General features: G+C 46.6%; 26 protein-coding genes and 1 tRNA gene. 23 read left to right on the plus strand and 4 right to left on the minus strand.

Going from position 1 to position 24454, the window contains the following annotated elements; translation table 11 throughout:
• Positions 1–70: 70 nt before the first annotated feature.
• From FWE06_07595 to FWE06_07615, 5 genes are all read left to right on the plus strand, one after another.
• Positions 71–682 carry a hypothetical protein gene (locus FWE06_07595; GenBank protein ID MCL2547035.1) on the plus strand — a complete coding sequence of 204 codons (612 nt, stop codon included), beginning with the start codon at positions 71–73 and terminating at the stop codon, positions 680–682.
• A gap of 105 nt (positions 683–787) precedes the next feature.
• Complete coding sequence (locus FWE06_07600) at positions 788–1393, plus strand: recombinase family protein (protein ID MCL2547036.1); 606 nt, start codon at positions 788–790, stop codon at positions 1391–1393.
• Between the two features lie 268 nt (positions 1394–1661).
• On the plus strand, positions 1662–2408 hold the full coding sequence (locus FWE06_07605) for a hypothetical protein (GenBank protein ID MCL2547037.1): 747 nt from the start codon (positions 1662–1664) through the stop codon (positions 2406–2408).
• A gap of 96 nt (positions 2409–2504) precedes the next feature.
• Entirely contained in the window at positions 2505–2972 is a 468-nt protein-coding gene (locus FWE06_07610; protein ID MCL2547038.1) for a type IV secretory system conjugative DNA transfer family protein, read from the plus strand.
• Positions 2973–3018: 46 nt separating this feature from the next.
• Complete coding sequence (locus FWE06_07615) at positions 3019–3372, plus strand: TraG/TraD/VirD4 family protein (protein MCL2547039.1); 354 nt, start codon at positions 3019–3021, stop codon at positions 3370–3372.
• A gap of 155 nt (positions 3373–3527) precedes the next feature.
• On the opposite strand, the gene FWE06_07620 is transcribed toward FWE06_07615, so the two are convergent.
• Genes FWE06_07620 through FWE06_07630 form a run of 3 tightly spaced genes read right to left on the minus strand, consistent with a single transcriptional unit; the run spans position 3528 to position 5830 of the window.
• Entirely contained in the window at positions 3528–5012 is a 1485-nt protein-coding gene (locus FWE06_07620) for a recombinase family protein (GenBank protein ID MCL2547040.1), read from the minus strand.
• The gene (locus FWE06_07625; protein ID MCL2547041.1) at positions 5012–5155 is read right to left on the minus strand and encodes a hypothetical protein; all 144 of its coding nucleotides are present in this window, start codon (positions 5153–5155) and stop codon (positions 5012–5014) included. Before FWE06_07625 ends, FWE06_07620 begins: the two co-directional genes overlap by 1 nt.
• Positions 5156–5203: 48 nt before the next feature.
• Positions 5204–5830 (minus strand): carboxypeptidase-like regulatory domain-containing protein, encoded by a 627-nt coding sequence (locus FWE06_07630; GenBank protein ID MCL2547042.1) that lies wholly within the window; start codon positions 5828–5830, stop codon positions 5204–5206.
• A gap of 112 nt (positions 5831–5942) precedes the next feature.
• On the opposite strand from FWE06_07630, the gene FWE06_07635 reads away from it, so the two are divergent.
• The 5 genes from FWE06_07635 (at position 5943) to FWE06_07655 (ending at position 11720) form a co-directional block, all read left to right on the plus strand.
• Positions 5943–6203, plus strand: a complete 261-nt coding sequence (locus FWE06_07635) for a hypothetical protein (protein MCL2547043.1) — start codon at positions 5943–5945, stop codon at positions 6201–6203.
• Positions 6204–6205: 2 nt separating this feature from the next.
• Positions 6206–7681, plus strand: coding sequence for a S8 family serine peptidase (locus FWE06_07640; protein ID MCL2547044.1), 1476 nt, complete (start codon positions 6206–6208; stop codon positions 7679–7681).
• Between the two features lie 152 nt (positions 7682–7833).
• Positions 7834–9537 (plus strand): S8 family peptidase, encoded by a 1704-nt coding sequence (locus tag FWE06_07645; GenBank protein ID MCL2547045.1) that lies wholly within the window; start codon positions 7834–7836, stop codon positions 9535–9537.
• A 159-nt stretch (positions 9538–9696) separates the two neighbouring features.
• Positions 9697–11022: a serine protease gene (locus tag FWE06_07650; protein ID MCL2547046.1), complete on the plus strand. Its 1326-nt coding sequence runs from the start codon at positions 9697–9699 to the stop codon at positions 11020–11022.
• Positions 11023–11051: 29 nt separating this feature from the next.
• Positions 11052–11720, plus strand: coding sequence for a hypothetical protein (locus FWE06_07655; protein ID MCL2547047.1), 669 nt, complete (start codon positions 11052–11054; stop codon positions 11718–11720).
• 101 nt (positions 11721–11821) lie between these two features.
• Here the strand turns inward: FWE06_07655 and FWE06_07660 are convergent, their stop codons facing one another.
• On the minus strand, positions 11822–12034 hold the full coding sequence (locus FWE06_07660) for a hypothetical protein (protein ID MCL2547048.1): 213 nt from the start codon (positions 12032–12034) through the stop codon (positions 11822–11824).
• Positions 12035–12351: 317 nt separating this feature from the next.
• On the opposite strand from FWE06_07660, the gene FWE06_07665 reads away from it, so the two are divergent.
• From FWE06_07665 to FWE06_07725, 13 genes are all read left to right on the plus strand, one after another.
• Entirely contained in the window at positions 12352–12924 is a 573-nt protein-coding gene (locus FWE06_07665; GenBank protein MCL2547049.1) for a hypothetical protein, read from the plus strand.
• Between the two features lie 105 nt (positions 12925–13029).
• Positions 13030–14739 carry a biosynthetic-type acetolactate synthase large subunit gene (ilvB, locus tag FWE06_07670; protein ID MCL2547050.1) on the plus strand — a complete coding sequence of 570 codons (1710 nt, stop codon included), beginning with the start codon at positions 13030–13032 and terminating at the stop codon, positions 14737–14739.
• A gap of 58 nt (positions 14740–14797) precedes the next feature.
• Entirely contained in the window at positions 14798–15295 is a 498-nt protein-coding gene (locus FWE06_07675; protein MCL2547051.1) for an NUDIX domain-containing protein, read from the plus strand.
• A 122-nt stretch (positions 15296–15417) separates the two neighbouring features.
• On the plus strand, positions 15418–15963 hold the full coding sequence (gene ilvN, locus FWE06_07680; protein ID MCL2547052.1) for an acetolactate synthase small subunit: 546 nt from the start codon (positions 15418–15420) through the stop codon (positions 15961–15963).
• Positions 15944–16963 (plus strand): ketol-acid reductoisomerase, encoded by a 1020-nt coding sequence (ilvC, locus tag FWE06_07685; GenBank protein ID MCL2547053.1) that lies wholly within the window; start codon positions 15944–15946, stop codon positions 16961–16963. The genes ilvN and ilvC overlap by 20 nt, the downstream gene beginning before the upstream one ends.
• A gap of 65 nt (positions 16964–17028) precedes the next feature.
• Positions 17029–17343, plus strand: a complete 315-nt coding sequence (locus FWE06_07690) for a hypothetical protein (GenBank protein ID MCL2547054.1) — start codon at positions 17029–17031, stop codon at positions 17341–17343.
• A complete protein-coding gene (locus FWE06_07695) occupies positions 17340–17822 on the plus strand; it encodes a transposase (GenBank protein MCL2547055.1) in 483 nt (160 codons plus the stop codon). Before FWE06_07690 ends, FWE06_07695 begins: the two co-directional genes overlap by 4 nt.
• 71 nt (positions 17823–17893) lie before the next feature.
• The gene (gene ilvD / locus FWE06_07700; GenBank protein ID MCL2547056.1) at positions 17894–19561 is read left to right on the plus strand and encodes a dihydroxy-acid dehydratase; all 1668 of its coding nucleotides are present in this window, start codon (positions 17894–17896) and stop codon (positions 19559–19561) included.
• Positions 19562–19613: 52 nt separating this feature from the next.
• Complete coding sequence (locus FWE06_07705) at positions 19614–20174, plus strand: GNAT family N-acetyltransferase (protein MCL2547057.1); 561 nt, start codon at positions 19614–19616, stop codon at positions 20172–20174.
• 35 nt (positions 20175–20209) lie between these two features.
• Entirely contained in the window at positions 20210–21406 is a 1197-nt protein-coding gene (gene ilvA / locus FWE06_07710; GenBank protein ID MCL2547058.1) for a threonine ammonia-lyase, read from the plus strand.
• Between the two features lie 61 nt (positions 21407–21467).
• Positions 21468–21544, plus strand: a tRNA-Arg gene (locus FWE06_07715).
• Between the two features lie 341 nt (positions 21545–21885).
• Positions 21886–23916: an N-6 DNA methylase gene (locus FWE06_07720; GenBank protein MCL2547059.1), complete on the plus strand. Its 2031-nt coding sequence runs from the start codon at positions 21886–21888 to the stop codon at positions 23914–23916.
• Positions 23913–24454, plus strand: a 542-nt coding sequence (locus tag FWE06_07725) for a winged helix-turn-helix domain-containing protein (GenBank protein ID MCL2547060.1), incomplete at its 3' end; no start/stop codon positions are given. The genes FWE06_07720 and FWE06_07725, both read left to right, overlap by 4 nt.

The raw sequence follows: 24454 nt of genomic DNA on the forward strand, positions 1-24454 counted from the left end.
ATATTTTATTGTTGAAAAGCTCCCCATAATATGATATAATAATTATCATATTATGGGGAGCTTATTTGCAATGGATATTATTATTATAGCTGCTGTTTTGACTTCAATAAGTGTTTTATTAGGCTTATATGACCGTTTCATTAAAGATGGCAAAGTTTACAAAAGAATAAAAGGTTTTTGTAAGAAACATAAAAAGCTAAGTATAGTTATTCTAGCGGTAATAATAGCTTTTTCAATATCAATTTCATTTGTTTTGGGTTACATAAACAGAGAGCCAAATCCCAATGTTCCTGATACTTCTGACACGCCAAACATAACACAAAATGACGATTCAGAAGATGAAACGGCGAATAATCATTTGTATGAGAATACAGAGCAAACACCATTGACGATAACATCAAATTATAGAATGTTACGAACGCATTCAGGTCCAGTCATTGTAGAAAGTGGTACACTGACAATAAACGGAATTCTTACAGGGCGTTTAACTGTACTTAGTGGGGCGAACGTGGTTATTAATGGCACGCATACTGGCTCTTTGATTGTATATTCCGGCGCAGAAGTTACTATATCTGGAGTGCATACAGGTTCAATAACAAACAACGGAAGAGTTACTATTCGAAGGGGCACTACCAATGGAAGTCGTAGTGGTAATGGTGAATTTTTATATGAAAATCCTTAATAGTGGCAAACAGCAGAATATCAATATATGAAATAAATAAGAACAAACCCAATTTGAAATTTATCCCCTTCCATAGAATAAACTTTCTATGAAAGGGGATTTTTTATGACCATCTACGGATACATCAGAGTATCAAGCACAGACCAAAATGAGGACAGACAACTTATATCACTACAAGAATTGAATATATCAGCAAATAATATATTTACGGACAAGCAATCGGGCAAGGATTTTGACCGCCCGAATTATCAAAAGTTATTGAAATGCTTACAACAAGGCGATTTACTGTACATAAAAAGCATTGACCGCTTAGGGCGCAACTATGAAGAAATTCAAAACCAATGGCGCATACTTACCAAAGAAAAAGGCGTTGATATTGTTGTACTTGATATGGAACTACTCGACACACGCAAAGAAAAGAATTTGCTTGGCACATTCATTGCCGATTTAGTTTTGCAAGTGCTGTCATTCGTTGCACAAACCGAGCGAGAGAGCATACACAAACGGCAAGCCGAGGGCATAGCCGCCGCCAAAGCAAGGGGCGTGAGATTTGGCAGACCACCGAAACAACCGCCCGACAACTTCGGGGAGTTAGTGCGGAAATGGGAGCGAAAACAAATTACCTTTGATAAAGTGCTTGTGCTTTGCGACATGAAAGAAACGAGTTTCTATAAATATCTGCGTGAGTATCGAATAAAGCAGGAAAAATAATAACGACTTCGTAAAGGTACACTTTTACGAAGTCGTTTAACTTAGAACATTATAACCGATTTCTTTGATTTTTGCAATAGGTTTTGCGAAAATATTTTTTGAAAACACAAAATGAGCTATCTTTTGCGACAAAAATAGCTTTGTGATACGTTTTTGTAAAAGTGTACTTTTGCGGAATGGTTGCAAGTGAAAAATAGTTATGAACAAATTTCATGCGCGCCAAACGTGATATAATAGTAGAAATTTTAAAAACGACAAGGGGATATTTATGAGTATTAGAAAAAAACTAAATCAACAATCAGCTAATGAAGCGGAAGCAGTCGCAAAGATTAATAGCCTCCCAAACACAAAACGCTATCCTTTCCGCAAACTTGCTCTTACAATTTTGGTTGTAGCAAAGGTTTTATCTTTCACAGCTTGTGGCGGTGATCCTGTTGTTCCTCCAGAAACTCCGGGCTATGTGACTCCAGAGATTCCGGAGACACCAGAAACTCCAACAACTCCACCTGAGAACGGACCGGGCTACTATACTCCACCGACGACTCCAGAAACTCCAACAACTCCAGAAGAGCCAGGAACTGGCGAAACACCGATTGATCGCAGAAGACATACTGAAATTAGGACAGGAACGGATTCTGCATCTCCTGTTGGCCTTGGGATTTCTGCAAGGGGAACTGGTAATCTAACTTCTGAACAGAAACAGGCGTTCTTGCGAGAGGTCGCTGAAGATATCAACTATGCCTTCGCCGAGCAGCTTAATGGACCAGATGGGGCTGTCGCAAAATTTAATTGGCATTTTACACCTCAACCAAACCCGGCATTAGGGGACGGAGGCCACTCTGGTTGGATCACCCTTGATATCCCATCAACTGGTCAGTCTCTTGTTGTTACTTCTGCTAATTTTGGCCCTCGCGGTGCTCATAATGTCGACTTTGATCCGGGACATGGTCAACGCGTTATTACCGTTACTCCTGAGACTTTCGCTGATTTCTTAACTAACCAGGGGGTTAGGTAGCTAAATAAACCATTGTACCGCTCGAAAATTCGGGCGGTATTTTTCTATCCTCAAAAACATATAGATAATAAAATTAGCTATAAAAGGGTGGATAATATGAGTACAGAAATGAAGTGGGGAGATATATTGCCGTCGTTGAAGTTGGCAGGCAGGTTGTTTGTGGGGCTTTCCAAGGGTGCTTGGTGGTTAGGTAGTAAGTCAGTATCAACAAAGCCGAAAAGCAAAACGAATACTAATGACACTTTTTCAGAGTTGCAACATTGGCATAAAAAAGGTGTTGTTTTCGGTAAAAGTCCAGAAAAACACCTTTGCGTAAATAAAATGTACGATAAATATGTAGGGAAACCCGAAACATTAGATGGTCATGTATTAGTCGTTGGCGGTGTTGGTTCGGGCAAAAGCTCGTGTATTGCAATCCCCACATTGCGAATTTTTAAGGGTAGTATTTTTGCTATTGATATTAAAGGTGAGTTGGAAAAGGAAACTAGGGTTCATCGTAATAGTAATCGTAGGATTAGACTTGATACACTACCACTAAGGTCAAAAACATTTTCGCCTGGGTAAAGTAAATGCGATAATAGACGGATTAGCGACCCTGCGGAGTAAGAAAATCACCATTTGCCTAATCATACAAAGCCTTGCGCAGTTGGATTTAATATATGGCATGAACGAACGCAAGGTAATTTCAGATACTTGTGCGTACAAGGCGATTCTATCCGCAACGGACGCAGAAACGCAAGAATATTTCTCACGCCTTGTCGGGACATATGACAAAGAAGTTAAGCAACGAGGAACACAGAGTAGTGCGTTTCTAAATTTCCCACAGGGGAAATCAACTAATACATACGAAATGGAAAAGCGGATTATCAAGCCAGAGGAGTTCGCAACACTCAAAGACATTGTGCTTTTAACGCCATTCGGTAATTTACGAGTGATTAAGCAGCCATATTATTTGAAAGATTAAAATGCAATAGCAATCAAGGGTTATGCCAAGTTGTGGCATAACCCTTTGTTAATTGTATTTATGTTCTGTTGTCAAGGTAGTATTTAGAACTTTTTACCTACGGCAAAAACTTCAAAATCTCCACCTTGACAAGTGATTGTGCGGTGCAATATTTATCATTGCTTAAAAACTATATCATAAATTTTAACTTTTCTTTTTTGTCTGCCTCTTTCCCCTATTCCTAATTTTTGATTTTCAAGAACAATTTTTTCAACGAATTGCATTAAAAACATTCGCTTTTCTGGTTTAGAAAGATTTGACCAATTTTCTTTTACACTTTGCGCAATTTCTATTTTGTTATCTGTAACCTCTTCTGTTTCTAAACGCAAACGCTCTAATTCTTCTATTATGATTTGCTTGTCATCGTCAATCATAGTTTTGGCTTGACGATATTCAGTAATGCTCAAAGTGTTTTTAACATAAAAATCCAACGCTTCACGTTCTTTGGCTTCAAAATGACTTAGCTTTTTTTCATATTCTGAAATTTGTTGTTGCTGTTCTTGTTTCGTTTGCTCTAATTCATGGACGTGCAAGGCGTTTTTATTTTCAAAGTCAGCTATATTTTCTATATATTCGCAAAATGCTTTTTCAAGTTTTTTTCCACTAACGCTACTTGCATCACATTCACCGACCGCCATGTTTGAACAATCATAATTCGTAGAAAAACTAATACTTCCGTCTTTCAATTTACTATATGAATTATGGGTGTTCATTTTATATCCGCATTTTGCACAAATCAAAAATCCTGAATAATAATTTTCTTCATTTGGTGTTTTTCGTGGTGATATTCGAGGAATTTTAGATAAACGCTTTTGCGCCTTTTCAAAAATTTCATTTGTTATAATAGCTTCGTGTTGCCCTTGAACTGTATATGCACGTTCTTCGTCTTGAAAATGATGTCTTACTTCACCTATGTAATTATTGTTTGCAAGTACATTCTTCACTCCGTTTGATGACCATTTTACATTATGTTTCGTTGGAATTTCTCGAAGGTTCAATCTTCGTGCAATTTGGGTCATGCTTATTCCTTTATTAGCGTATAAGTCAAATATTTCACGCACTATTATTGCTTCATGTTCAATGATAGTTTGTATTTTTTCTCCATTCGGACGTTCATAACCATAACTTGCTGTATGTGAACAAAGAGTATATCCCTCTTTAACTTTACGTTCTCGCCCCAGTATAATCCTTTCGGATATATTTTCACGTTCAAATTCTGCAAATATACCGATAATCTTTAAGAACATTCGCCCCGAAGCTGTTTGCGTATCTATACTTTCCATCAAAGAGTTGAAAGTACAATTATGCTCGCTGAATAAATCAATAAGATAAATTAAATCTGATGTACTTCGTGTCAAGCGGTCAATCTTAAAAATTAAAACGTTTTTGACTTTGCCCTTTTTGATGTCTTCAACTAATCGGTTCATTTCGGGACGTTCGGTAATATTTTTACCGCTTATACCCTCGTCGATATAAACATCGTAAAGTGTCCAATCCTTAATTCGGGCATAATCTTTTAATTTTTGTTCTTGTCCACGAACTGAATATCCCTCTTTGGCTTGCTCCTCTGTTGATACTCTTACATAAATTCCTGTTTCCATTACTTTTCACTCCTATCATTTTTTTCTGATAGGCGTTTTTCTAACTGTTCTTGTTTCTTCTGACGAATAGCAACATCAAGAAAGAATTTTATCATTTCATTTTGTAATTCCTTTGGTAAAATGATTTTTTCTTCTTTCTCCATGTGCTTCACCTCTTATGCAATTTATGCTAAAAGAGGCTTGTCATATAACTAAAAATCCGCAAAGGCTTGTCCTCTGCGGATTTGGTATTTTGTATATATCACATTTTTGATATAGTCGGCAAACGGCACATAAAATCGCCTCGCACCTGTGTTTTGCGGCATACCGTCATGCACGACGACAATTTCCGGCACGACTGGTTTGGGCAGCACGACAAGCCCCGTTGTTTCAGGCAGAGGCTTGACTTCATCTTCAGGAATTTTGGGAGGAAAGTTGCCCCACAGCGTATGGTCGCTGATCTTGACAGTTTCCGCGCCCACGCCGCCTGTTACCGAGTGGAGTTCGACTTGCAAAAATGAGCCGGTATCGGGCAAGATCTGCACGCCTTTGACTGTCACAGGCTCGTAGCCCTCCAGATCGACCGTTACATCATACTCACTGTATGGCATATGGTCGGATGGTTGCAAGGAGTGTTCCTCCGGCGGCGCGGGCAGAATAGCGATAGGCGTTTGCCCCGAGCTGTCGGTCACCATTTCCTCTACGGTAATGTTGCTTTCGTCATGCGGCATTACGCGCACACGAGCGTTGGGTGCGGGATGCGCCATATCGCTTGCCACAGCGTCAATTTGCAGACGTCCGCGGGCAGGCAGGTTTGGGTCATTCATGGCGTAAATCATACATTTTTGCCTCCTCCATTGATTGTTCAGTTCACAATATGCGAATTTTGCATAGACTGTGTAAGGGAAACGCACTCGAATGTCCCGTGCAAACAACTCTTGGAGGTCATATATGCTCCCTTTCATCTCCTATGTCCGCCCTGCCGCACCCGCCCCCAACATTGCGCCGAGTTATCCCGGCACAATGGATGTCCGCGATCATCTGCCCAACGCCTTACATACCTGCGTGTATCTTTGGACAAAGAGCAACGGGCGGTTTTGGATGTTTCCGACTGCTATTTTGCCGGGCGATGTACTGGTTGGATATCAGTGGGACAGAGGCTTTTGGCGTAATTTCTCGCTGTCACTTGCCGATATAGACGCCTTTCACTAACGATGGAGGTTATTGTCAAACATAGCGGCAGCCTGCCTGCTATCGAAGGCGTTACGACGGAAGATTTGGGCGATGGCTTTTCCATTTTGACGTTGCCGCCGAAACGTATTGCCGACTTGTATAGCTATCCCGAAATTGAATATATCGAACTGCCCAAAAGGCTGACACCACAGCTGCGGCAAGGCATGGACGCAGCCTGCATTACACCGGTGCTGCAACGATATGGATTGACTGGTCAAGGCGTTGCCATCGGCATCATTGACTCGGGCATTGATGGCAGACACGCTGATTTCCAAGGGCGCATTCTCGCAGTATTTGATATCGAAAGCAGCACAGAGTATACAGAGAACATCCCCAACGTAGACCAGTTGGGGCACGGCACGGCGGTGGCTGGCATTGCGGCGGGTGTTGCCCCTGAAGCATCGCTGCTGGTTGCCAAGTTGGGGAGCGGGGCACAAACGACTGACATTATGCGCGGGCTGAATTACCTTAGCGGCAAGGCATTGGCATTGCGTTTGCCGTTGGTCGTCAATCTCAGCTATGGCACCAACCACGGCGCGCATGACGGCAGCTCGCTATTTGAAACTTACATTGATGCCGTCGCACGGCGTTGGAAGACTGTCATCGTTGCGGCAGCGGGCAACGAAGGCTTTACCGGCCATCATTACGGTGGCATGATCGCCACGGGGCAGACGTTGAATATTGATTTCACGATTGGTGGCGGTTTGCCATCAGTCTATCTCACGCTATGGAAGCACTTTTCTGATGACTTTACCATAGAGCTTATCGCGCCAAACGGACAATCGACCGGTTCTCTTGATCCACGCACACCTGTCAAATCGTTTTCCCTCTCCGGCACAACTGCGGCAGTCCACTACGGGCAACCATCCTTTTACAGCGGACGGCAGGAAGTTTTTGTATCATTTGGCGCAAACGCAGCAGGACTATGGCAGTTGCGGCTGACGGGGCGAGAAATTGTTGACGGTGAGTTTCATGTTTGGCTGCCGACGCTGGAAGAAGTCGGTACGGATACAGCTTTCCTGCGCCCCGACCCAGGCCTTACCATCACCCTGCCCGCGACTTCGCAATCTGTTATATCTGTCGGCGGTTACAACTCACGGTTTAACACTGCCGCTGACTTTTCAGGGCGCGGGTTTACATATGCTATTGTTTACCCAAAGCCCGATTTAGTGGCGCCGGCGGTCGATATTTTGTCGGCACGCAGCAGCGGAGGCTACGACAGTTTCACCGGCACAAGCATGGCGGCACCCTTTGTCACAGGTGCCGCAGCCCTTATGATGGAGTGGGGCATCGTACAGGGCAACGACTTGTTTTTATACGGGCAGCGGGTTAAAGCGTTTTTGCAGCGCGGCGCGGTACGGCAATCGGGAGTGACGTATCCCAATCCTGTATGGGGCTATGGGCGTCTGTGTTTGGAGCAGACGATGTTAGCTCTAAATAGTCAGAATTTAGGATGAAAGGCTGCCACCTGCGAGCTGATAACCCACCTGTCACGCAAAAATGTTCCGCCTCTCCCGAAGGGAATTAGGGAATTTTTGTAATGATGCCGTTTTTTTAGTGCGCAGGTCACATGAGGCGCGGCCCCTACAACTTGAAAGGACAGATTGCCATGGACACCAACAATCTTCAAGATTTTATTCTTTCGCCGGATACAGTGCCGTTGATTGTGTATACCGATATATTGACACCGGCATTTTTGGCCGATAATCCAAATATCCAGCTCGGCAAATCGTTTCCGGGCGGGTACACGATTATCTACACCGACCGCGCATATGCTGAGCAGGTCATTGATTTGATTTACAGCGCGTCGCATAATTTGCTTCCTTTGATATTTGGCTTGATGGGCGAAGCCGAACTGACGGCTTCGGGCATTACGCAGGTGCAACAGCACCCCGCATTGGACTTGCGCGGCCATGGCGTACTCCTGGGATTCATCGATACCGGCATTGACTATACACAAAATGCCTTTCGCTATGAAGACGGCAGCAGCAAGATTGCCGCCATTTGGGATCAGACAATGCGCGGGCGACCGCCCGAAGGGTATCACTATGGCAGTGAGTACAGCAACAATGATATCAACGCGGCGTTGTTATCAGACAATCCGCAAGAGCTTGTACCGCACCAAGACACCGCCGGACACGGCACGTTTTTGGCCTCGGTAGCAGGTAGCCGTGAGCCGGGAACATATATCGGCGCGGCACCGGACGCCGAGATCATCGCGGTTAAACTCAAGCGCGCGCAACCGTATGTTTGTGAGTATTTCCTTGTCCCGCCCGAGCTGAAAGATGTTTACGCCACCGATGATATTATGATGGGAGTGCAATACATTCTCGACACAGCGCGCAAGTTAGGCCGCCCGGTTGCGATTTGCTTAGGGCTTGGCTCAAACATCGGTAGTCACAACGGCTTTACGGCCTTAGAGGAGTATTTATCAAACATTGCCGGCATTCCAGGTACAGCGATGTGCGTAGCGGCAGGCAATGAGAGTCAATCAGGACATCATACCATGGGACGGCTGGGTAACACAGGAGATACACAAGACATCGACCTGCGCGTGGGTACGGCAGCACAGGATATTTATTTGTCCATTTGGAACTATGCTGTTGATAGGCTGTCAGTATCGATACGAACGCCGACGGGACTGCAGATCGCGCGTATTCCGGCGCGTTCGGACGAAACATTTACACAGCGGCTGCCATTGGAGCGGTCAATGGTATCGGTAACATATCAATTCCCCATTCAGCGCAGCGGCGAACAGTTGACTCGCATTAAAATATGGTCAGCAACACAAGGTGTTTGGCGTATTACAGTACACGGCGATGTAGTGTTGGACGGTACGTATCACGCCTGGCTGCCGGTGACGGCGTTGTCGCCGCCCAACATACAGTTTCTTTCGCCCGTACCGAATTATACCGTGACGGCACCGGCGACGGCCGTCGGTGTGATCACCTGCGGGGCATATGATTCGCGCAGCGGGGCGTTGTCGCCTACCAGTTCGTGGGGGCCGACACGGCTGCCGGCCATTGCGCCTGATTTGGTGGCACCGGGGGTCGATGTGACAGGAATTTTTCCCTACGGGCACGGCACAATGGGTGGCACGAGCGTTGCGGCAGCCATTACGGCGGGGGCATGCGCACTGATGTTGCAATGGGGCGTAGTGGAGGGCCATGACGCGTCGTATGACTCGTTTCGCATTCGTGCCAAACTGATTGCGGGGTGCGACCGCACGGCGGGGCTGGCGTATCCCAATAATCAGTGGGGGTTCGGGCGACTGAATTTAATGGCGACGTTTGAAGGGCTGCGGCCGGTGTAGGGCGATTGCGAGACCCCTTTGATTAAAATTTCTTTATAACAAGTCAACCATTCGACAAGTTTCGATTAGACACCTAGAGAAATATGTGATATGCTATATTTAAACTTGATGATTGCGCATAAAAAGCCCATCTAAAATACTACATATGGAGGAAGAAACATGAGACAAGCAAAAACTATATCCGCCGCCCGCAGATGGGTGGCCACTGTCCTTGCGCTGTGTATGGTATTAGTTATGCTGCCGGCGTCGGCGGAGCGCGGAAAACCCGAATCTGCAGTACAATTTGAAGTCTACGAGTTGTCCGATACCGAGTTGATTGATGTGCTGGTCGACGACCCGGGATTTGCCGAATTTATCGGCACGTTTGACGGGTTGGAGGCTACGGAGGCTGAACTTTCGGTTGCGGCAAGCGCAGATGCTGCCGCGGCGGGCAGGGGTGCTGACAACATGCCGCTAAATGAAAATGCAATGGTTCAGCTTAACGCGTTGTATTCACTTTATGTGCAAGGGGTCGAGGATGCGAACAGGTGGATTGAGGAGACGACCATTGATTCGTCGGGCTACGAAAACATGTGGTACATGATTGATTTTGAAAACGATACCAGCGGGTACTATTTTGTGACGAATGCAGGTATTGAACGTGTTGAGCCGAGCTTTGCGCCCAATCCGCCGGAGGTGAGAGCTATCCGACAAGCGTTGCTTGCGCCGTATTCAATTGTGAATATACGGGAGATGAGTGGGAGTAGCGTACGGTTTGAGGATTTGTTGATGCCGTTGGCTATTGGGCCAGGAATAACGCCTTATCCGTTTTGGTTCTTAACAAATCCTGTTTCCGCCATTGGAGAACTGTACCTTCACTACAGAATTGGCAACGTTACACATTTTGGTACGGCTACAGCATTTTTGATATGTACTCGTTTGGGATTAACGTCTGGACACGTTTTGCGGATTCCAAGTGCAACGGGGCTTTCGTTTAATCTTCAATTGCTTCTGCTCAATCCTTTCCACTTCCGTACAGTTTCCAATGCATGGGTCCACACGCGATGGTCAGTAAACCAAGATCCGCAATATGATAAAGGGATAATCGGATTTTCTGCCGGAACTTTTCCCGGGGCGGGGAGTTTTATGCTTCGCACGTCTTCGCCTGGAAATAACCCTCCTGCACCCGATGTTCAAATTATTGGGATAGCAGCACATCATAGCGGAGAGTCGCCCGCATTTCAAGGCAGACAGAGGTGGTCTTTTGGCGATACACGTCCGCGTGAACCTCATTGGACCCTCCCTGGTGGAAATGTTTTTTATTCCCATATCTTTACTGCGCCCGGCATGAGCGGCAGTCCTGTAATGAGCAATTTTGACGGCCGTGTTCTAGGGATTAATAGCGGCACAGCATTAGCATTGGCTGTAACTGTTAGAATTACGCCTGCTTTTAACACACAGATAAATGTTATAAGGCAGCAGTTTGGCGGGCCACCCATACAGTAAAAGTATAATTATCATGAGGAGATGGCGTTATGAAACATTTACAATTGTTAGCAATCGTTGCGGCTTTTATTTTACTTATAGGGTGCACGAGCACGACCGGCAACCAGCCGACCCCACCTCAATTTGTTGAGTCGACTACATCTGAAACGACCGAGCCCATACGCTTAGAAACGCCAATACCCGAACCTACGGAGTTTACCTTTCCCCTCGGCGATTTTCCCGGAGAGATAACAGCGTCGGTGATGGATATTGATGAGTACAACAGAGTCAGAATGACATTCACCACAACTGTGCAAGAGCCTTATGTCGTGTGGGTTTCATATATGCACCACGTTGAAAAAGAAGTGAGCGGCGAGTGGGTTGCCGCAGTATTATGTGATAATTGTTTTTGGGTCAGCGGCGGTGTAGAGGCGGAACGTCATATGATATTAGGCATGTGGAGCGAAGAAGAGGCGTATGCACATATGGTCAATTATGGTTTTTTAAGAGCAGGAGAGATTCATGAGACCACCCCTGTGCGAATTTGCACTCCTGCATCAAGTCCGCATTGGATGACCTTTACCGATGAGCCCGGTCATTATCGCGCTGTCAACAATGTCAAGTTGATGCGTGAAGATGGCGTAGATGAAAACGGCGAAATTATACACACCACTGTTTGGCAAGGTGAAGTCTACGCCGAGTTTACGGTTGTAGAGTAGGTGAGGCTCTTTTTCTTGAGAAGAATGTTGATGGTGAGTGGGTTGATACATTAGAAACAGGGGCATGGAATGACATTGCCAGATCCTTGAGACATGGCGATTCACACAGCTTTACCGTTGTAAATGCCGACTTTGATGTTAACGATAGGGATAACTTCAGCCGTCAGCTTGTAAACCAACTCTACGTCAACAAACTTTTGCCGGGAGTGTATCGTATTATGCCGGCGCCGATTTCTAAGTGGATTATTGGTGAAATAGAGCTTGTTTGGGTGAGCGAAATTTAGTTGTGGGATACCCGACACTAGACAACCCATTCGCGCCTACTCCAAGTCGAGGAAGGATGGTTGAGTCTCAAGGAGGACCACATAGCCAAAGCGATAGGAGTTGGGAGGGAAATCTTGTTTTTTATCGCACTTTTACAACGAGCGGAATAAGTGGTGCTCCTGCTATGATTGGCTGTGCCGGACAGCGATATTCTGTACGGGGAATTAACCAAGGAAGAAGAACCATTGACGGCGTACAATATGCCAGAATTATTAGAATTACAGCAACTCTTTCGATTATGATAAACCACTTAAGAAATCAATAACGTTGCCAACTCCATAAACCACAGTGTAAAGGAGACAAAAACATGAAAAAGCTATGCCTTGCATTCCTTGTCATCACAGTAGTTCTTACGTTCGTTGGTTGTCATACCAGCACTGACCTTATGGGTGTCGACGGCTCAACAGAAGTTTCATCATTGCCGGAACATACGCCGAAGATTGTCCAAAGTGCGGCTTCAGAGTTGCCGGATGGTGTGACGCTTACCATTGAGTACGAAATAGAAGATGGCCGGCTTGAGACAATATCAGCGGTGTTAACGAATGTAGCAGGTGATGCGCTTACTCACGTTTATGATCTTTTTCTTGAAAAGAATGTTGATGGTGAGTGGGTCGATCTGTTGGGCTCAGCAAGTTGGACCGATGGGCCTCCATCCTCTTTGGCACAGGGTGAATCATGGGCGTTTACCGTTGTAAATGCCGACTTTGATGTTAACGATAGGGATAACTTCAGCCGTCAACTTGTAAACAGGCTCTACGTCAACGAACTTTTGCCGGGAATGTATCGTATTATGCCGGCGCCGATTTCTAAGTGGATTATTGGTGAAGTAGAGCCTGTTTGGGTGAGCGAAATTTATGTGGAGTTTATGATTGTGGAGTAACGGCACACCCAAAGAGCGCGGCGTGTGCCGCGCTCTTTTCTTTGACGTTGACAGGTGCACCGCATTTGTGGTATACTGAACGCTACCCTTTATTAAGGAGAGCATATGCAACGCACAGGTGCTGAAATTTTAATGGAGTGTCTGCTCGAACAGGGCGTTGACACCATTTTTGGCTACCCCGGCGGGCGCATTATGCCTGTTTACGATGCCTTGTACGCCTACTCTGACCGCATTGCGCACATTTTGACTGCCCATGAGCAGGGTGCCAGCCACGCGGCGGACGGCTATGCGCGTTCATCGGGCAAGGTCGGCGTGTGCTTTGCCACATCGGGGCCGGGGGCAACGAACTTGGTGACAGGCATTGCAACAGCGTATATGGACTCTTCGCCGGTTGTTTTTATTACGGCCAATGTCAACGAAGCGTTGATTGGAAAAGACTCATTTCAAGAGGTTGATATTGTCGGCATTACGATGCCGATTACCAAATGCAATTATTTGGTGCGCGATGTCGATACGCTGGCCGATGTTGTGCGCGAAGCCTTTGCTGTCGCCCGCGGCGGCCGGCCGGGGCCTGTGTTGATTGACCTTTTATATGATGTAACTGTGGCAAAAGCCGAATACCAGCCGCTCCCGCGCGAAAAGCACCACGAAAGCGGCAGATTGTTATTGCGCAAGTTGGCGCATGCGTTTGATGAACCCACGCCGGACAGCGGCGATATCGACTATTTGGTGGATATGATTGCAAAGGCAAAAAAACCGCTTGTCATTTGCGGCGGCGGCGTGGTGCGCAGTGAGGCGGCGGACGAGTTCCGCGCATTTATTGAGAAGATTGACGCGCCGACGGCGATTACCGTTATGGGTGCAGGAGCGATTCCCGGACGACACGAGTTGGCAACGGGCATGATTGGTATGCACGGCACATTACAGTCCAACCATGCATGTGACCGCTGCGATTTGCTGATTGCTGTTGGCTGTCGTTTCTCCGACCGTGTGGGGTTGAACTTTGAGACATTCGCGCAAAATGCCGAAATCGTGCAAATTGATATTGACCGCTCGGAAATTGACAAAAACATTAAAACCGACCACCACATCATTGGCGACGCTAAAAAAGTGCTGTCGATTTTGAACAATAAGGTGATACAGAAAGACAATCAAGCCTGGAAAGATGAAGTCTTTGCTTTCTGCAAAGAGTCACCCGCAGCCGACAGAGGCGATGGGCTAACCCCTAAGCAGATTTTGACCACCATTGCTGAGATTTTGCCGCAACGCACGATTGTTGCCACCGATGTGGGGCAGCATCAGATGTGGTCGATACAGCATTTCTTCTTCGACTATCCCGGACAGTTGCTAACCTCAGGTGGATTTGGTACAATGGGGTTTGGGCTGGGTGCAGCTATCGGCGCCAAGGCGGCGCACCCCGAACAGACTGTCCTGCACATCACCGGCGACGGCTGTTTCCGTATGAACTGCCACGAACTCAGCACTGAGGCACATTACAAGTTGCCGATTATTACCTGTGTCTTCAACAACGGCGTACTCGGTATGGTGCGGCAATGGCAGAATGTGTTGTTCGGCAAGCGTTTCTCGCAGACAACACTTGACCGCGGGCCGGATTTTGTGAAGCTGGCGGAGGCGTATGATTTGCTCGGCTTGCGGGCAAGCACGGCAGAAGAATTCGCCGATGCGTTACAACAAGCGCAAACGTCCGTGACACTAGGGCGCGGTGTTGTGATTGATTGTATACTTGACCAGGATGAAATGGTTACACCTATGGTGGGTTCGGGGAAGCATATTACAGAGTTTTTGATTGAGTGATGTTGGGGTTTGCTGTATTTGCTTGAGTATAGAAAATTTATATTAGTGGAGGTGTGGTGTGATTTTCTATAATGCAAGAGCAATTATAACAAAGCAAGAAAACGGCAATAAAATGATTCTAGTCCAACGGTGTTTCAGGACAGGGATTTCGAAGCACTTTGAATTTCCCGGAGGCTGTAACGAATGGGGCGAATCCATAATAGACACTTTGAAGCGCGAAGTTATGGAAGAAGTGGGAATGACTGTGACTAAAATCTATGGAATAGAAAACCATATGGATAAAAATGACGTAGAAACATTCATACCGTATTCGGTTTATTTCGGTAAACAGGGCTGGATTTTTAACTCTGGAGAATTTGAAGGCAAATGTGGAAAATCGGTAGGCGTTCATTTCAAATGCGAGGCGATAGGTACTCCGCTCGAAAAAGGCGACAAAACAGTAGAAATTCAGTGGGTGACACCGGAAAAACTGAGAGCATTACTCGATGAGCCAAATATGTTCGGTGATATAGACAGGGGTGCGGCGGAGCTATATTGTCTTGAATGTGGAGTATAAGCATTTTCTACAATGTAGGGGACGCACACCGGGCGTCCTGCAACACAAAAAAGAGCCGAAGCGCCTACTTTAATGCGCACAGGACGCCCGGTGTGCGTCCCCTACGACGATAGGAGGCAACCATGCAACAACGTCACACACTAGCCATCCAAGTTGATAACGAGTCCGGCGTGTTGTCGCAGGTGACGCGCCTGTTCAGCCGCAAGGGTTATAATATTGAGTCGCTGGCAGTCGGCACGACGGACAACCCCGCGATTTCGCACATGACCATCGAAGTGCTTGCCGATGAACGGCATGCCGAATTGCTTTGCAATCAGTTGCGCAAATTGCTGCCCGTACATCAAGTCAAACGGCTGGATACAAACAATGCCGTGCGGCGCGAACTGGTGTTGATTAAGGTAAAAGCTGATAGTCGCGATGTGCGCAACGAGATTATTCAAATTGTCAATATTTTTAGAGGCTCGATTATTGATGTTTGCTCGACGAGCCTGACCCTTTCGCTGATTGGCGCCGAGGACAAGACCGAGGCGGTCGAAACACTCTTGCGCGAATTCGGCATTTTGGAACTAGTGCGTACTGGTATGATTGCCCTTGAACGAGGGCAGCACACCATTGACGAACATACAAAGAAAAAAGGAGAATTCCACCATGGCAAAAATGTACTATGAAAGCGACTGCAACATCAAGAATCTGGACGGCAAGACCGTTGCGGTACTGGGCTACGGCTCACAAGGCCACGCACACGCAATGAATTTGCGTGAATCGGGCGTTAACGTTATCGTAGCCGAGCGCGCAGGCGGCAAGGCTTGGGAAACAGCAGAAAAAGACGGTTTTACCGTCATGACAGCGGCTGACGCGACCAAAGCCGGCGACATCGTAATGATTCTCATCAACGACGAACTGCAAAAGAAAGTCTACGAAACCGAAATTCAACCTAACTTGACAGCGGGCAAAGCTTTGGCGTTTGCGCACGGCTTTAACATCCGCTACAAGCAAATCGTGCCGCCGGCCGATGTTGACGTATTTTTGGCCGCACCCAAAGGCCCCGGACATACCGTTCGTTCGCAATACGTTGCCGGCAAAGGTGTGCCGAGCTTGGTCGCTGTTGAACAAAACGCAACCGGAAAAGCATTGGACATTGCATTAGCGTACATTGCAGGCTTGGGTGGCGCACGTGCCGGTATCTTGGAAACAACATTCACCGAAGAAACAGAAACCGACCTGTTCGGCGAACAAGTCGTGCTGTGCGGCGGCGTGGTTGACTTAATGCGTTGCGGTTTTGAGGTGTTGGTTGAGGCCGGCTATTCGGCCGAAAGTGCCTACTTTGAAGTGTTGCACGAGTTGAAATTGATTATCGACTTGGTCAACAAAGCCGGCGTATCGGGCATGAACTACTCGATTTCCGACACGGCGGAATACGGCGAATATGTTTCCGGCCCCCGCGTCTTACCGCATGCCGAAACCAAAGCACGCATGAAAGAAGTGCTTGCCGACGTACAAAACGGCAAATTCGCTGAACAGTGGCTGGCGGAAAATGCCGCAGGCCGTCCAAATTTCAACAAAGCACGTGCCGAGATGGACAACCATCCGATGGAAGTTGTTGGCCGTCATCTGCGCGAGAATATGCTGTGGGGCAAGGACGCTGATTTGGACAGCGCGAGCAATTAGTTGTTTTACAAGGGCGGGTTTTTATGCCCGCCCTTGACACAATTCATTTTTTGAGGGGGACCGATATGTCAAATGTAGTATGGAAAGATTGGTTTGGCAATCGGCTGAATTATATTTATATAACCGTTTTTCTCAAAGGCGAAACGCATCGCTTTACTTCTCCGGTTGATGCAATTACATTCCTGGAAAACTATGACGAAGGCTCAATCAATAACGAACATTTTACGTTTGGCAGCTATGACGTGTTGACTGATTTTATTGAGGGCACAGAGCATTCAACTAAGGGCAAAACGAAGCAGATGACAATTGATATTATTCGCTGGATGTTTGAGTTTTATCGGGACGAGGACGGAGAAATTAAACGACGAGGACTGTTGTGAGAGAACTGCCAACAAGAAAGTGTCTTCGTCTAAGTGGATTTAACTACGCAAGCGCAGGGCATTATTATGTGACGATATGTGTCAAGGACAAGCATGAGGTGTTGGGTAAGATTGTAGGGGCGACCAGGGACGGTCGCCCGCGCGTTTGTCTATCCGATATAGGGCAGATAGTGGATGGGGCGCTCATTTATTACAATGAAAATCACCCATCAATCAAGATTGACAATTATGTTATCATGCCCAACCATATTCATGCGATTGTTGCCATTCAAAATGGCACGGGCGACCGGGGACGGTCGCCCCTACAATATATCGTGCGCAATCTAAAATCGTTTGTGACAAAACAAATTGGTTATTCCATTTGGCAAAAATCATTTCACGACCGTATCATCCGCAATCAAGAAAAATACCAGCGCATATGGCAATATATTGATGAAAATCCCGCGAATTGGGAAGAGGATGATTATTTTATTATGTAGAGGCTGACCGTCCCCGGTCGCCCGTGAGCGATTGAAGGCAATCGCCCCTACGAATACAGGAGGATATTACCATGCGTTCACATTCAATGACCAAAGGCGTGGAACGTGCGCCGCACAGGAGCTTGCTTTATGCGTTGGGGCTGACTGATGACGACCTCAATCGTCCGTTAATCGGCATCGTCAACTCGCACAACGAAATTGTGCCGGGGCATATGCACCTCAATCAAATTGCCGAGGCTGTCCGTGCAGGCGTGCTTGCGGCAGGCGGTACGCCGATTATGTTTCCTGCCATCGCGATGTGCGATGGGCTGGCGATGGGACATGAGGGCATGCGTTATTCGCTCGTGACACGTGACTTAATCTGCGACTCGACCGAGGCGATGGTCATGTCGCAGCCTTTTGACGGACTCGTGATGATTCCTAACTGCGACAAAAACGTGCCGGGGTTGCTAATGGCGGCGGCACGATTGAATATTCCCACCATTTTCTGCTCAGGCGGACCAATGCTGGCGGGTAAAGTGGAAAAAGAGGGGCAAAAATGCCTAAGCGATGTCTTTGAAGTCGTCGGCGCATACCATTCCGGCGACATGACGGAAGAAGAGGTTGAGAAATACGCTCAAAACGCTTGCCCCACTTGCGGCTCGTGTGCGGGTATGTTTACAGCGAACTCGATGAACTGCCTGTCGGAGGCCATCGGCATGGCACTGCCGGGCAACGGCACCATTCCTGCGCCGTACTCCGAGCGTTTGCGTCATGCCAAGCGGTCGGGCAAGCAGATTATGGAACTTGTCAAGCGCGACATCAAAGCGCGTGATATTATGACCCCCGCGGCGTTTGAAAACGCCATGATTGTTGACATGGCGCTGGGTTGCTCGACAAACACCATGTTGCACTTGCCCGCCATTGCCAACGAGGCAAAAGTGCCGCTTACATTATCCGACGCGCATGCCATTAGTGCGCGGACACCAAACTTGTGCCGTCTTGCGCCTGCAGGGCCGACGTTTATTGAGGATTTGGACAAAGCAGGCGGCGTATATGCTGTTATGAAAGAGCTGTCCAAACGTGATTTGCTCGACTTGACGGTGCAAACTTGCACGGGCAAGCCGATGGGCGAAAACTTGCAACACGCAGAAAACCGTGACCACAACATCATCCGTCCGAGCGAGAATCCCTACTCGGAAAGCGGCGGGATTGCCGTGCTGAAAGGCAATTTGGCCGTTGACGGCTGCGTTGTTAAGCAATCGGCCGTTGTGCCTGAAATGATGGTGCATGAGGGGCCGGCGCGTGTCTTTGATTCGGAAGAAGCCGTCACCGAAGCCATTTTCGGCGGCAAAATCAAGGCGGGCGACGTCGTTGTTGTGCGCTATGAAGGGCCAAAAGGCGGCCCCGGCATGAAAGAAATGCTGACCCCCACCGCTGCCATCAGCGGCATGGGCTTGGGCGGACAAGTTGCCTTGATTACCGACGGCCGTTTCTCCGGCGCAACACGCGGTGCAGCTATTGGACATATCAGCCCCGAGGCAATGGCCGGCGGTACAATTGCGCTGGTTGAAGAGGGCGACATGATTTCTATCGACATTCCAAATTGTAATATTGCGCTGAAAGTTGACGATGCGGAATTGAATAAGCGCAGAACCGCATGGGTCTGCCCGCCGCCGAAAGTGACGCATGGGTACTTGGGGCGGTATGCTAAGATGGTAAGTTCGGCGGATACAGGGGCTGTGCTGCCGCAGGGGTAGTTGGTGAAATTAAGATGAGTAATGTAGATACTTTTATATTAGTAGGTGGCACATGAAATTTATTGAGCTTGAATCCGAGCGGTTAATCTACCGCAAATTTAACAAAGATGATTTCCCCTTTCTTTTTGACTGGACAAATAATGCCGAAAATATGAAATATCGAGAAGAGCCGTTACATGAAGAACAAGCCCATGGCTATTTGAACTGGCTCATTTCCAACACCAACGCCGAAAGTGTCACCCATTGCGAATACGCTGTGGTGCGTAAGGCCGATAACAAACTAATTGGTTCGGCTGTACTCATGCACATGCCTGATAATCCTGAAATCGGTTGGACGCTTCACCGTGATTATTGGCGACAGGGCTACGGTACGGAGATGGGCAGAACAATGTTGCAGCTCGGTTTTGATGAATTGCAATTCCATCGCATTACGTCGGTTTGTCTTGCGTTGAACATCGCTTCTTACAAAATCATGGAACGCTTAGGTATGCGTCGTGAAGCTTATTATAATAAGTCGAAAAGAGGCAATAGCGCACTTAACAACGAATGGTGTGATGAAGCTTTATATGCTATTTTGCAAGAAGAATGGATGGCGGCAAAGGACAGAAAATAAGCATTTCCCACACTGCAACTAACTAGGAGTATTTCATGTTAACACTACAAACCATCCGCCACGCCGCCGAAGTCCTCGCCCCCGTAGCACGCCGCACTGACCTCATCGACGCCCGCAACCTCGGCACGGCGGCACATATTTTCCTTAAAACTGAAAACTTGCAGGCCACCGGCAGCTTCAAGCTGCGTGGCGCATACTACAAAATCAGCCAACTGCCCGACGAGCAGAAAAACGCCGGCATCGTTGCGTGCAGTGCGGGCAACCATGCGCAGGGCGTTGCGCTTGCGGCGGCAGAGATGGGCATTCCCTGTGTGATTTGTATGCCGGACGGTGCGCCGATTAGCAAAGTTGAGGCGACTAAAAAACTGGGTGCCGAAGTTGTGCTGGTTCCCGGTACATATGACGATGCCAGCATACACGCCAAAACCTTGCAACAGCAGTCGGGCGCGACGTTTATTCACCCGTTTGATGACGAAGATGTTATTGCTGGCCAAGGTACGGTTGGGTTGGAACTTTTGGAGCAGATTGACGATTTGGACGCCGTCATCGTACCCATCGGCGGCGGCGGCTTGATTAGCGGCGTAGCCTTTGCTGTTAAGGCGTTGAACCCTAATATTAAAGTTTATGGCGTACAGGCGGAGCGCGCGGCGAGTATGTTGCGCAGTGTGGAGTCAGGCGATTCTGTAACACTCGACGATGCCTCGACGTTTGCCGACGGCATTGCCGTTAAAACGCCGGGCGAGAATACGTTGGCCTTTGTGCGGCAATATGTTGACCAAGTTGTTGCAGTGAGCGACGATGAGATTGCCGCCGCGATTTTGGCGTTGATGGAGAAGCAAAAATTAGTCGCCGAAGGCGCAGGCGCGGTTGCCATCGCCGCAGCGATGTTTGGCAAGCTGCCAATTGCGGGTAAACGCGTGGCGTGTATTTTATCGGGCGGCAACATTGATGTGAATATTTTATCACGTGTTATCACACGCGGGCTTGTGACAAGCGGGCGCAACGCAACACTGCAAATTGCGCTGGAAGACAAGCCGGGGCAGTTGCTAAGCGTTAGCCGCATAATTTCCGAATGCGGCGGCAATGTGGTAAGTGTGCATTATTCCGGCTCTGATCCGAATATGGCGATCGCCAGTTGTTTTTTGACCATCGGGTTGGAGACGCGTGATTTTGCACAGATTGAAGCCATCCGCGCGGCGTTGGCGGCGGCCGGGTTTGTTCTCACAAACTAGCTAAAATTGACAGCGGGCGGGTTGACCCCGCCCTTGCATTTGTGATATAATATGAAAATATGCGCCTGTAGCTCAGCCGGATAGAGCATCTGCCTTCTAAGCAGAGGGTCGTGGGTTCGAGTCCCGCCGGGCGTGCCAAAAGTTCCTTAGGCGAACTTTTTGTAAGTTTGCCTAAGGAGCTTTTTATGCTCTGTTTTATGGTGTTGCAGAAAATCTCAATGCAATCATCATTCAGCTTCGCCCGTATTTCGTTGACTATTAAATCCTCTACCATGGCAGAGAATGAGAGAAGCAGTATAAAGGGTTAAGGCCCGCAGGGCTGGAAATTAGTATTGCCTTTTAAGTCGTAATATAGTATAATTTTAGGGGGTAGTGAAATATAATGTTTCAACCAAGCATTATATAATGGCCGTAATGCGAGGCTAAAACAAGACCAGTGCAAATACCTTTTCATTCTAAATGGTATTGAGGTGATTACTTTGGCGGGACAAATATCATCTTCTTGCCTGCGAAAAGCGCAGCATAAAGCAGCGGAACTTAGAATGCACCTAGAGAAACATACATTTGAAAACCTGCTACTTATACGATACCTCTCAAAATTATATGGCCCTCTGCCAAATCAATTAATGTTGGCTGATTGCATCAGCCAAGGAAACCCTGACCCCTTGACAGTTTGGGACATTATAAAAAACAACAAGGAAGGCAGCTATGCTAAGGCCATATTATATGTCATATCTTTGCTGAAGGTTCAATTCCCATTTCTCCATGAATTCATAGATGAAAATGAGCATTATGAAGCTGATAAGTTGATTCTAAGGGAGTGCATTCAATTGCTATCTGATTTACCTTCTGACCAAGAGTTTCTGTTACCATTATACGAGGATTTCATGGCAAAGGAGTTCTCGGTATTTTCTAAATCAACAAGTGGAGATTTTTATACCCCCAAAGGGATTGTGCAATGCATGGGCGCTTTGCTAGACATTAAACAAGGAACTCTGTATGATCCTTGTTGTGGAAGCGGTGCCATGCTTATAGGTGCCGCTGGAATGTTCTCGAAAGATTCAGGCTTGACTCTCTATGGTCAGGTGCAAGACTTGGAAACCTATAAAATATGTGCGATGAATCTCTTATTACATGGATTAGATGTTAATTTAGGAGAACGGCCCGCTAATACTCTAACAAGTGATGCATATAATGGTCAAAAATTTGACTATATTATATCAAACCCTCCATTTAATTCTCCCTGGCTTGAAGGATGTGTTGATTATAAAGATGATAGGTGGCGTTATGGTATTCCGCCGCGTCAAAATGGGAATTTTGCTTGGTTGCAACATATACTTTCCCATTTGAGTGAAAATGGTCGCGCAGCTGTTATTTTACCGAATCAAACACTAACCTCTCGCCAAAAAGATGAACGCCATATACGCGAATCACTCGTTCGCGACGGTGTGGTAGAAGCTATCATCACCTTTCCGAGAGGACTATTTTACAACACAAAAATCCCGTTTTGTGTCTGGTTGCTGAACCGGCCTCGAAAACGCAGCAACCTTTTGATGATTGATGCAGAACGACTCCATACGAAAATTGAGAAGACGCTTGTTGCGGAAAATTCCAAACAAATAGAAGATTTTGTGAACAAGTATAGACAAGGGGTGTTACAGAAAAAAAGCGAAGCATATGCAGTGGTTTCGTTAGAGGAACTTTCTGAAAAAGACTATATATTGAGTCCAAACTGGTATACGTCTCCCCATCAAATAAACCTGTCTGAAATAAAGGCAAATCGTGTACGTTTTAACGAGTGTATCGAAGAATTACATGATGTTCTCGTAGATGAAAAAATTCTTTCTCATATCGAACAGTGGGAAGGGAGAGAGGCATCTGAGGTATGGACTAAAGTGGCATTGACGGATTTATATGAGGTATTTGGTGGATTGTCAAAATCTAAAGAAGAAATTGGGCAAGGCTGCCCGGCATTAGATACAAAAACAATCATACGGCACCCATTTATTCCCGATGCTTTAAGTTTGCGTATGCAGGTTTTGGATGAAGAAAGAACGAAATATAACATAAAATGCGGTGATATCCTGCTTAATAGGACAAGCGAAACGGTTAGCGAACTTGCCTGCTGTTGTATTGCAACGAAAGACATGGATGCCGTTTACACTGGATTTGTCAAGCGCCTCCGACCAATAAGTGAACACTCCCTATATCCCTCATATGCTGCTGGATATTTTCGAAGTGCTGTATATCGTTGCGAAATTGCCAATGTATCTACCGTGTTCACCACTCGCATAAACATTGATAACTACAAGCTTTCTAAAGTGTCTATCTATTACCCCGATTGGAATATGCAGTGCAAAGTTGGTGATACTTTGCTTGCGCTTTTTAGATATATGCAAGATAATCCAAATAAAAGCCATACATTGCTTATGGAGTTTGAGCGCCTGCTTATTGAACAATATATAAGCTATCCTATTGCCTACTTCTTGAAAAATGGAGACATAAAATGAATAGCAAAGAGCAGAAATGGCTAGTGCTTCTATACGCTCTAATCGAATTAAACGGCGGAGGAACAAAGCAGCAAGTGTTAGTCCATATACAAGAACAAGATTATTGGCATATAAACGATCAAAATGATGTTTTGTTAGAAACAAGGTGTGAATTTAAATGGCGGAATGACTTTGCATTTGAACGTGCACATCTAGTAAGAAAAGGATATATGCAAAGAGGACAGCGCGATATATGGAATATAACGAAAGAAGGACGAAATCAATTTTCTTTACTTGTTGAAAAAGCGAGAAACAATAAAGCTAAACTGATTACCGATGCCTGCTTAAAAAAACTCTTTGAGGAGCAAGTGCTTCCAGAAATAGCTGCCGACCAGTCTTTACTTGAGCAGATTGATTGTTTAGATCAGAATTCGGATGATCCGCCCATAATCTCTCTGGATAAACCTTTGTCAAAAGGCCCTATGTTAAAGCATAAAGGAAAACGAAAAGTTTACGCGCGGAACGCAATAACTTCGTATAATGCGCTGCGAAGAGCTGG

It is taken from the genome of Oscillospiraceae bacterium, assembly GCA_009780275.1.
Taxonomy (GTDB): domain Bacteria; phylum Bacillota; class Clostridia; order Oscillospirales; family UBA929; genus WRAI01.

Excerpts from the sequence above, each read along its gene's own strand:
- FWE06_07665 (MCL2547049.1), top strand. The coding sequence starts at position 12,352 with ATGAAAAAGCTATGCCTTGCATTCCTTGTCATCACAGTAGTTCTTACG.
- ilvC (MCL2547053.1), top strand. The coding sequence starts at position 15,944 with ATGGCAAAAATGTACTATGAAAGCGACTGCAACATCAAGAATCTGGAC.
- FWE06_07605 (MCL2547037.1), top strand. The coding sequence starts at position 1,662 with ATGAGTATTAGAAAAAAACTAAATCAACAATCAGCTAATGAAGCGGAA.
- FWE06_07645 (MCL2547045.1), top strand. The coding sequence starts at position 7,834 with ATGGACACCAACAATCTTCAAGATTTTATTCTTTCGCCGGATACAGTG.
- FWE06_07610 (MCL2547038.1), top strand. The coding sequence starts at position 2,505 with ATGAGTACAGAAATGAAGTGGGGAGATATATTGCCGTCGTTGAAGTTG.
- ilvB (MCL2547050.1), top strand. The coding sequence starts at position 13,030 with ATGCAACGCACAGGTGCTGAAATTTTAATGGAGTGTCTGCTCGAACAG.
- FWE06_07705 (MCL2547057.1), top strand. The coding sequence starts at position 19,614 with ATGAAATTTATTGAGCTTGAATCCGAGCGGTTAATCTACCGCAAATTT.
- FWE06_07600 (MCL2547036.1), top strand. The coding sequence starts at position 788 with ATGACCATCTACGGATACATCAGAGTATCAAGCACAGACCAAAATGAG.
- FWE06_07595 (MCL2547035.1), top strand. The coding sequence starts at position 71 with ATGGATATTATTATTATAGCTGCTGTTTTGACTTCAATAAGTGTTTTA.
- FWE06_07620 (MCL2547040.1), bottom strand. The coding sequence starts at position 5,012 with ATGGAAACAGGAATTTATGTAAGAGTATCAACAGAGGAGCAAGCCAAA.
- ilvA (MCL2547058.1), top strand. The coding sequence starts at position 20,210 with ATGTTAACACTACAAACCATCCGCCACGCCGCCGAAGTCCTCGCCCCC.
- FWE06_07655 (MCL2547047.1), top strand. The coding sequence starts at position 11,052 with ATGAAACATTTACAATTGTTAGCAATCGTTGCGGCTTTTATTTTACTT.
- ilvN (MCL2547052.1), top strand. The coding sequence starts at position 15,418 with ATGCAACAACGTCACACACTAGCCATCCAAGTTGATAACGAGTCCGGC.
- FWE06_07650 (MCL2547046.1), top strand. The coding sequence starts at position 9,697 with ATGAGACAAGCAAAAACTATATCCGCCGCCCGCAGATGGGTGGCCACT.
- ilvD (MCL2547056.1), top strand. The coding sequence starts at position 17,894 with ATGCGTTCACATTCAATGACCAAAGGCGTGGAACGTGCGCCGCACAGG.
- FWE06_07640 (MCL2547044.1), top strand. The coding sequence starts at position 6,206 with ATGGAGGTTATTGTCAAACATAGCGGCAGCCTGCCTGCTATCGAAGGC.
- FWE06_07660 (MCL2547048.1), bottom strand. The coding sequence starts at position 12,034 with ATGGGTTGTCTAGTGTCGGGTATCCCACAACTAAATTTCGCTCACCCA.
- FWE06_07625 (MCL2547041.1), bottom strand. The coding sequence starts at position 5,155 with ATGGAGAAAGAAGAAAAAATCATTTTACCAAAGGAATTACAAAATGAA.
- FWE06_07630 (MCL2547042.1), bottom strand. The coding sequence starts at position 5,830 with ATGATTTACGCCATGAATGACCCAAACCTGCCTGCCCGCGGACGTCTG.
- FWE06_07635 (MCL2547043.1), top strand. The coding sequence starts at position 5,943 with ATGCTCCCTTTCATCTCCTATGTCCGCCCTGCCGCACCCGCCCCCAAC.
- FWE06_07690 (MCL2547054.1), top strand. The coding sequence starts at position 17,029 with ATGTCAAATGTAGTATGGAAAGATTGGTTTGGCAATCGGCTGAATTAT.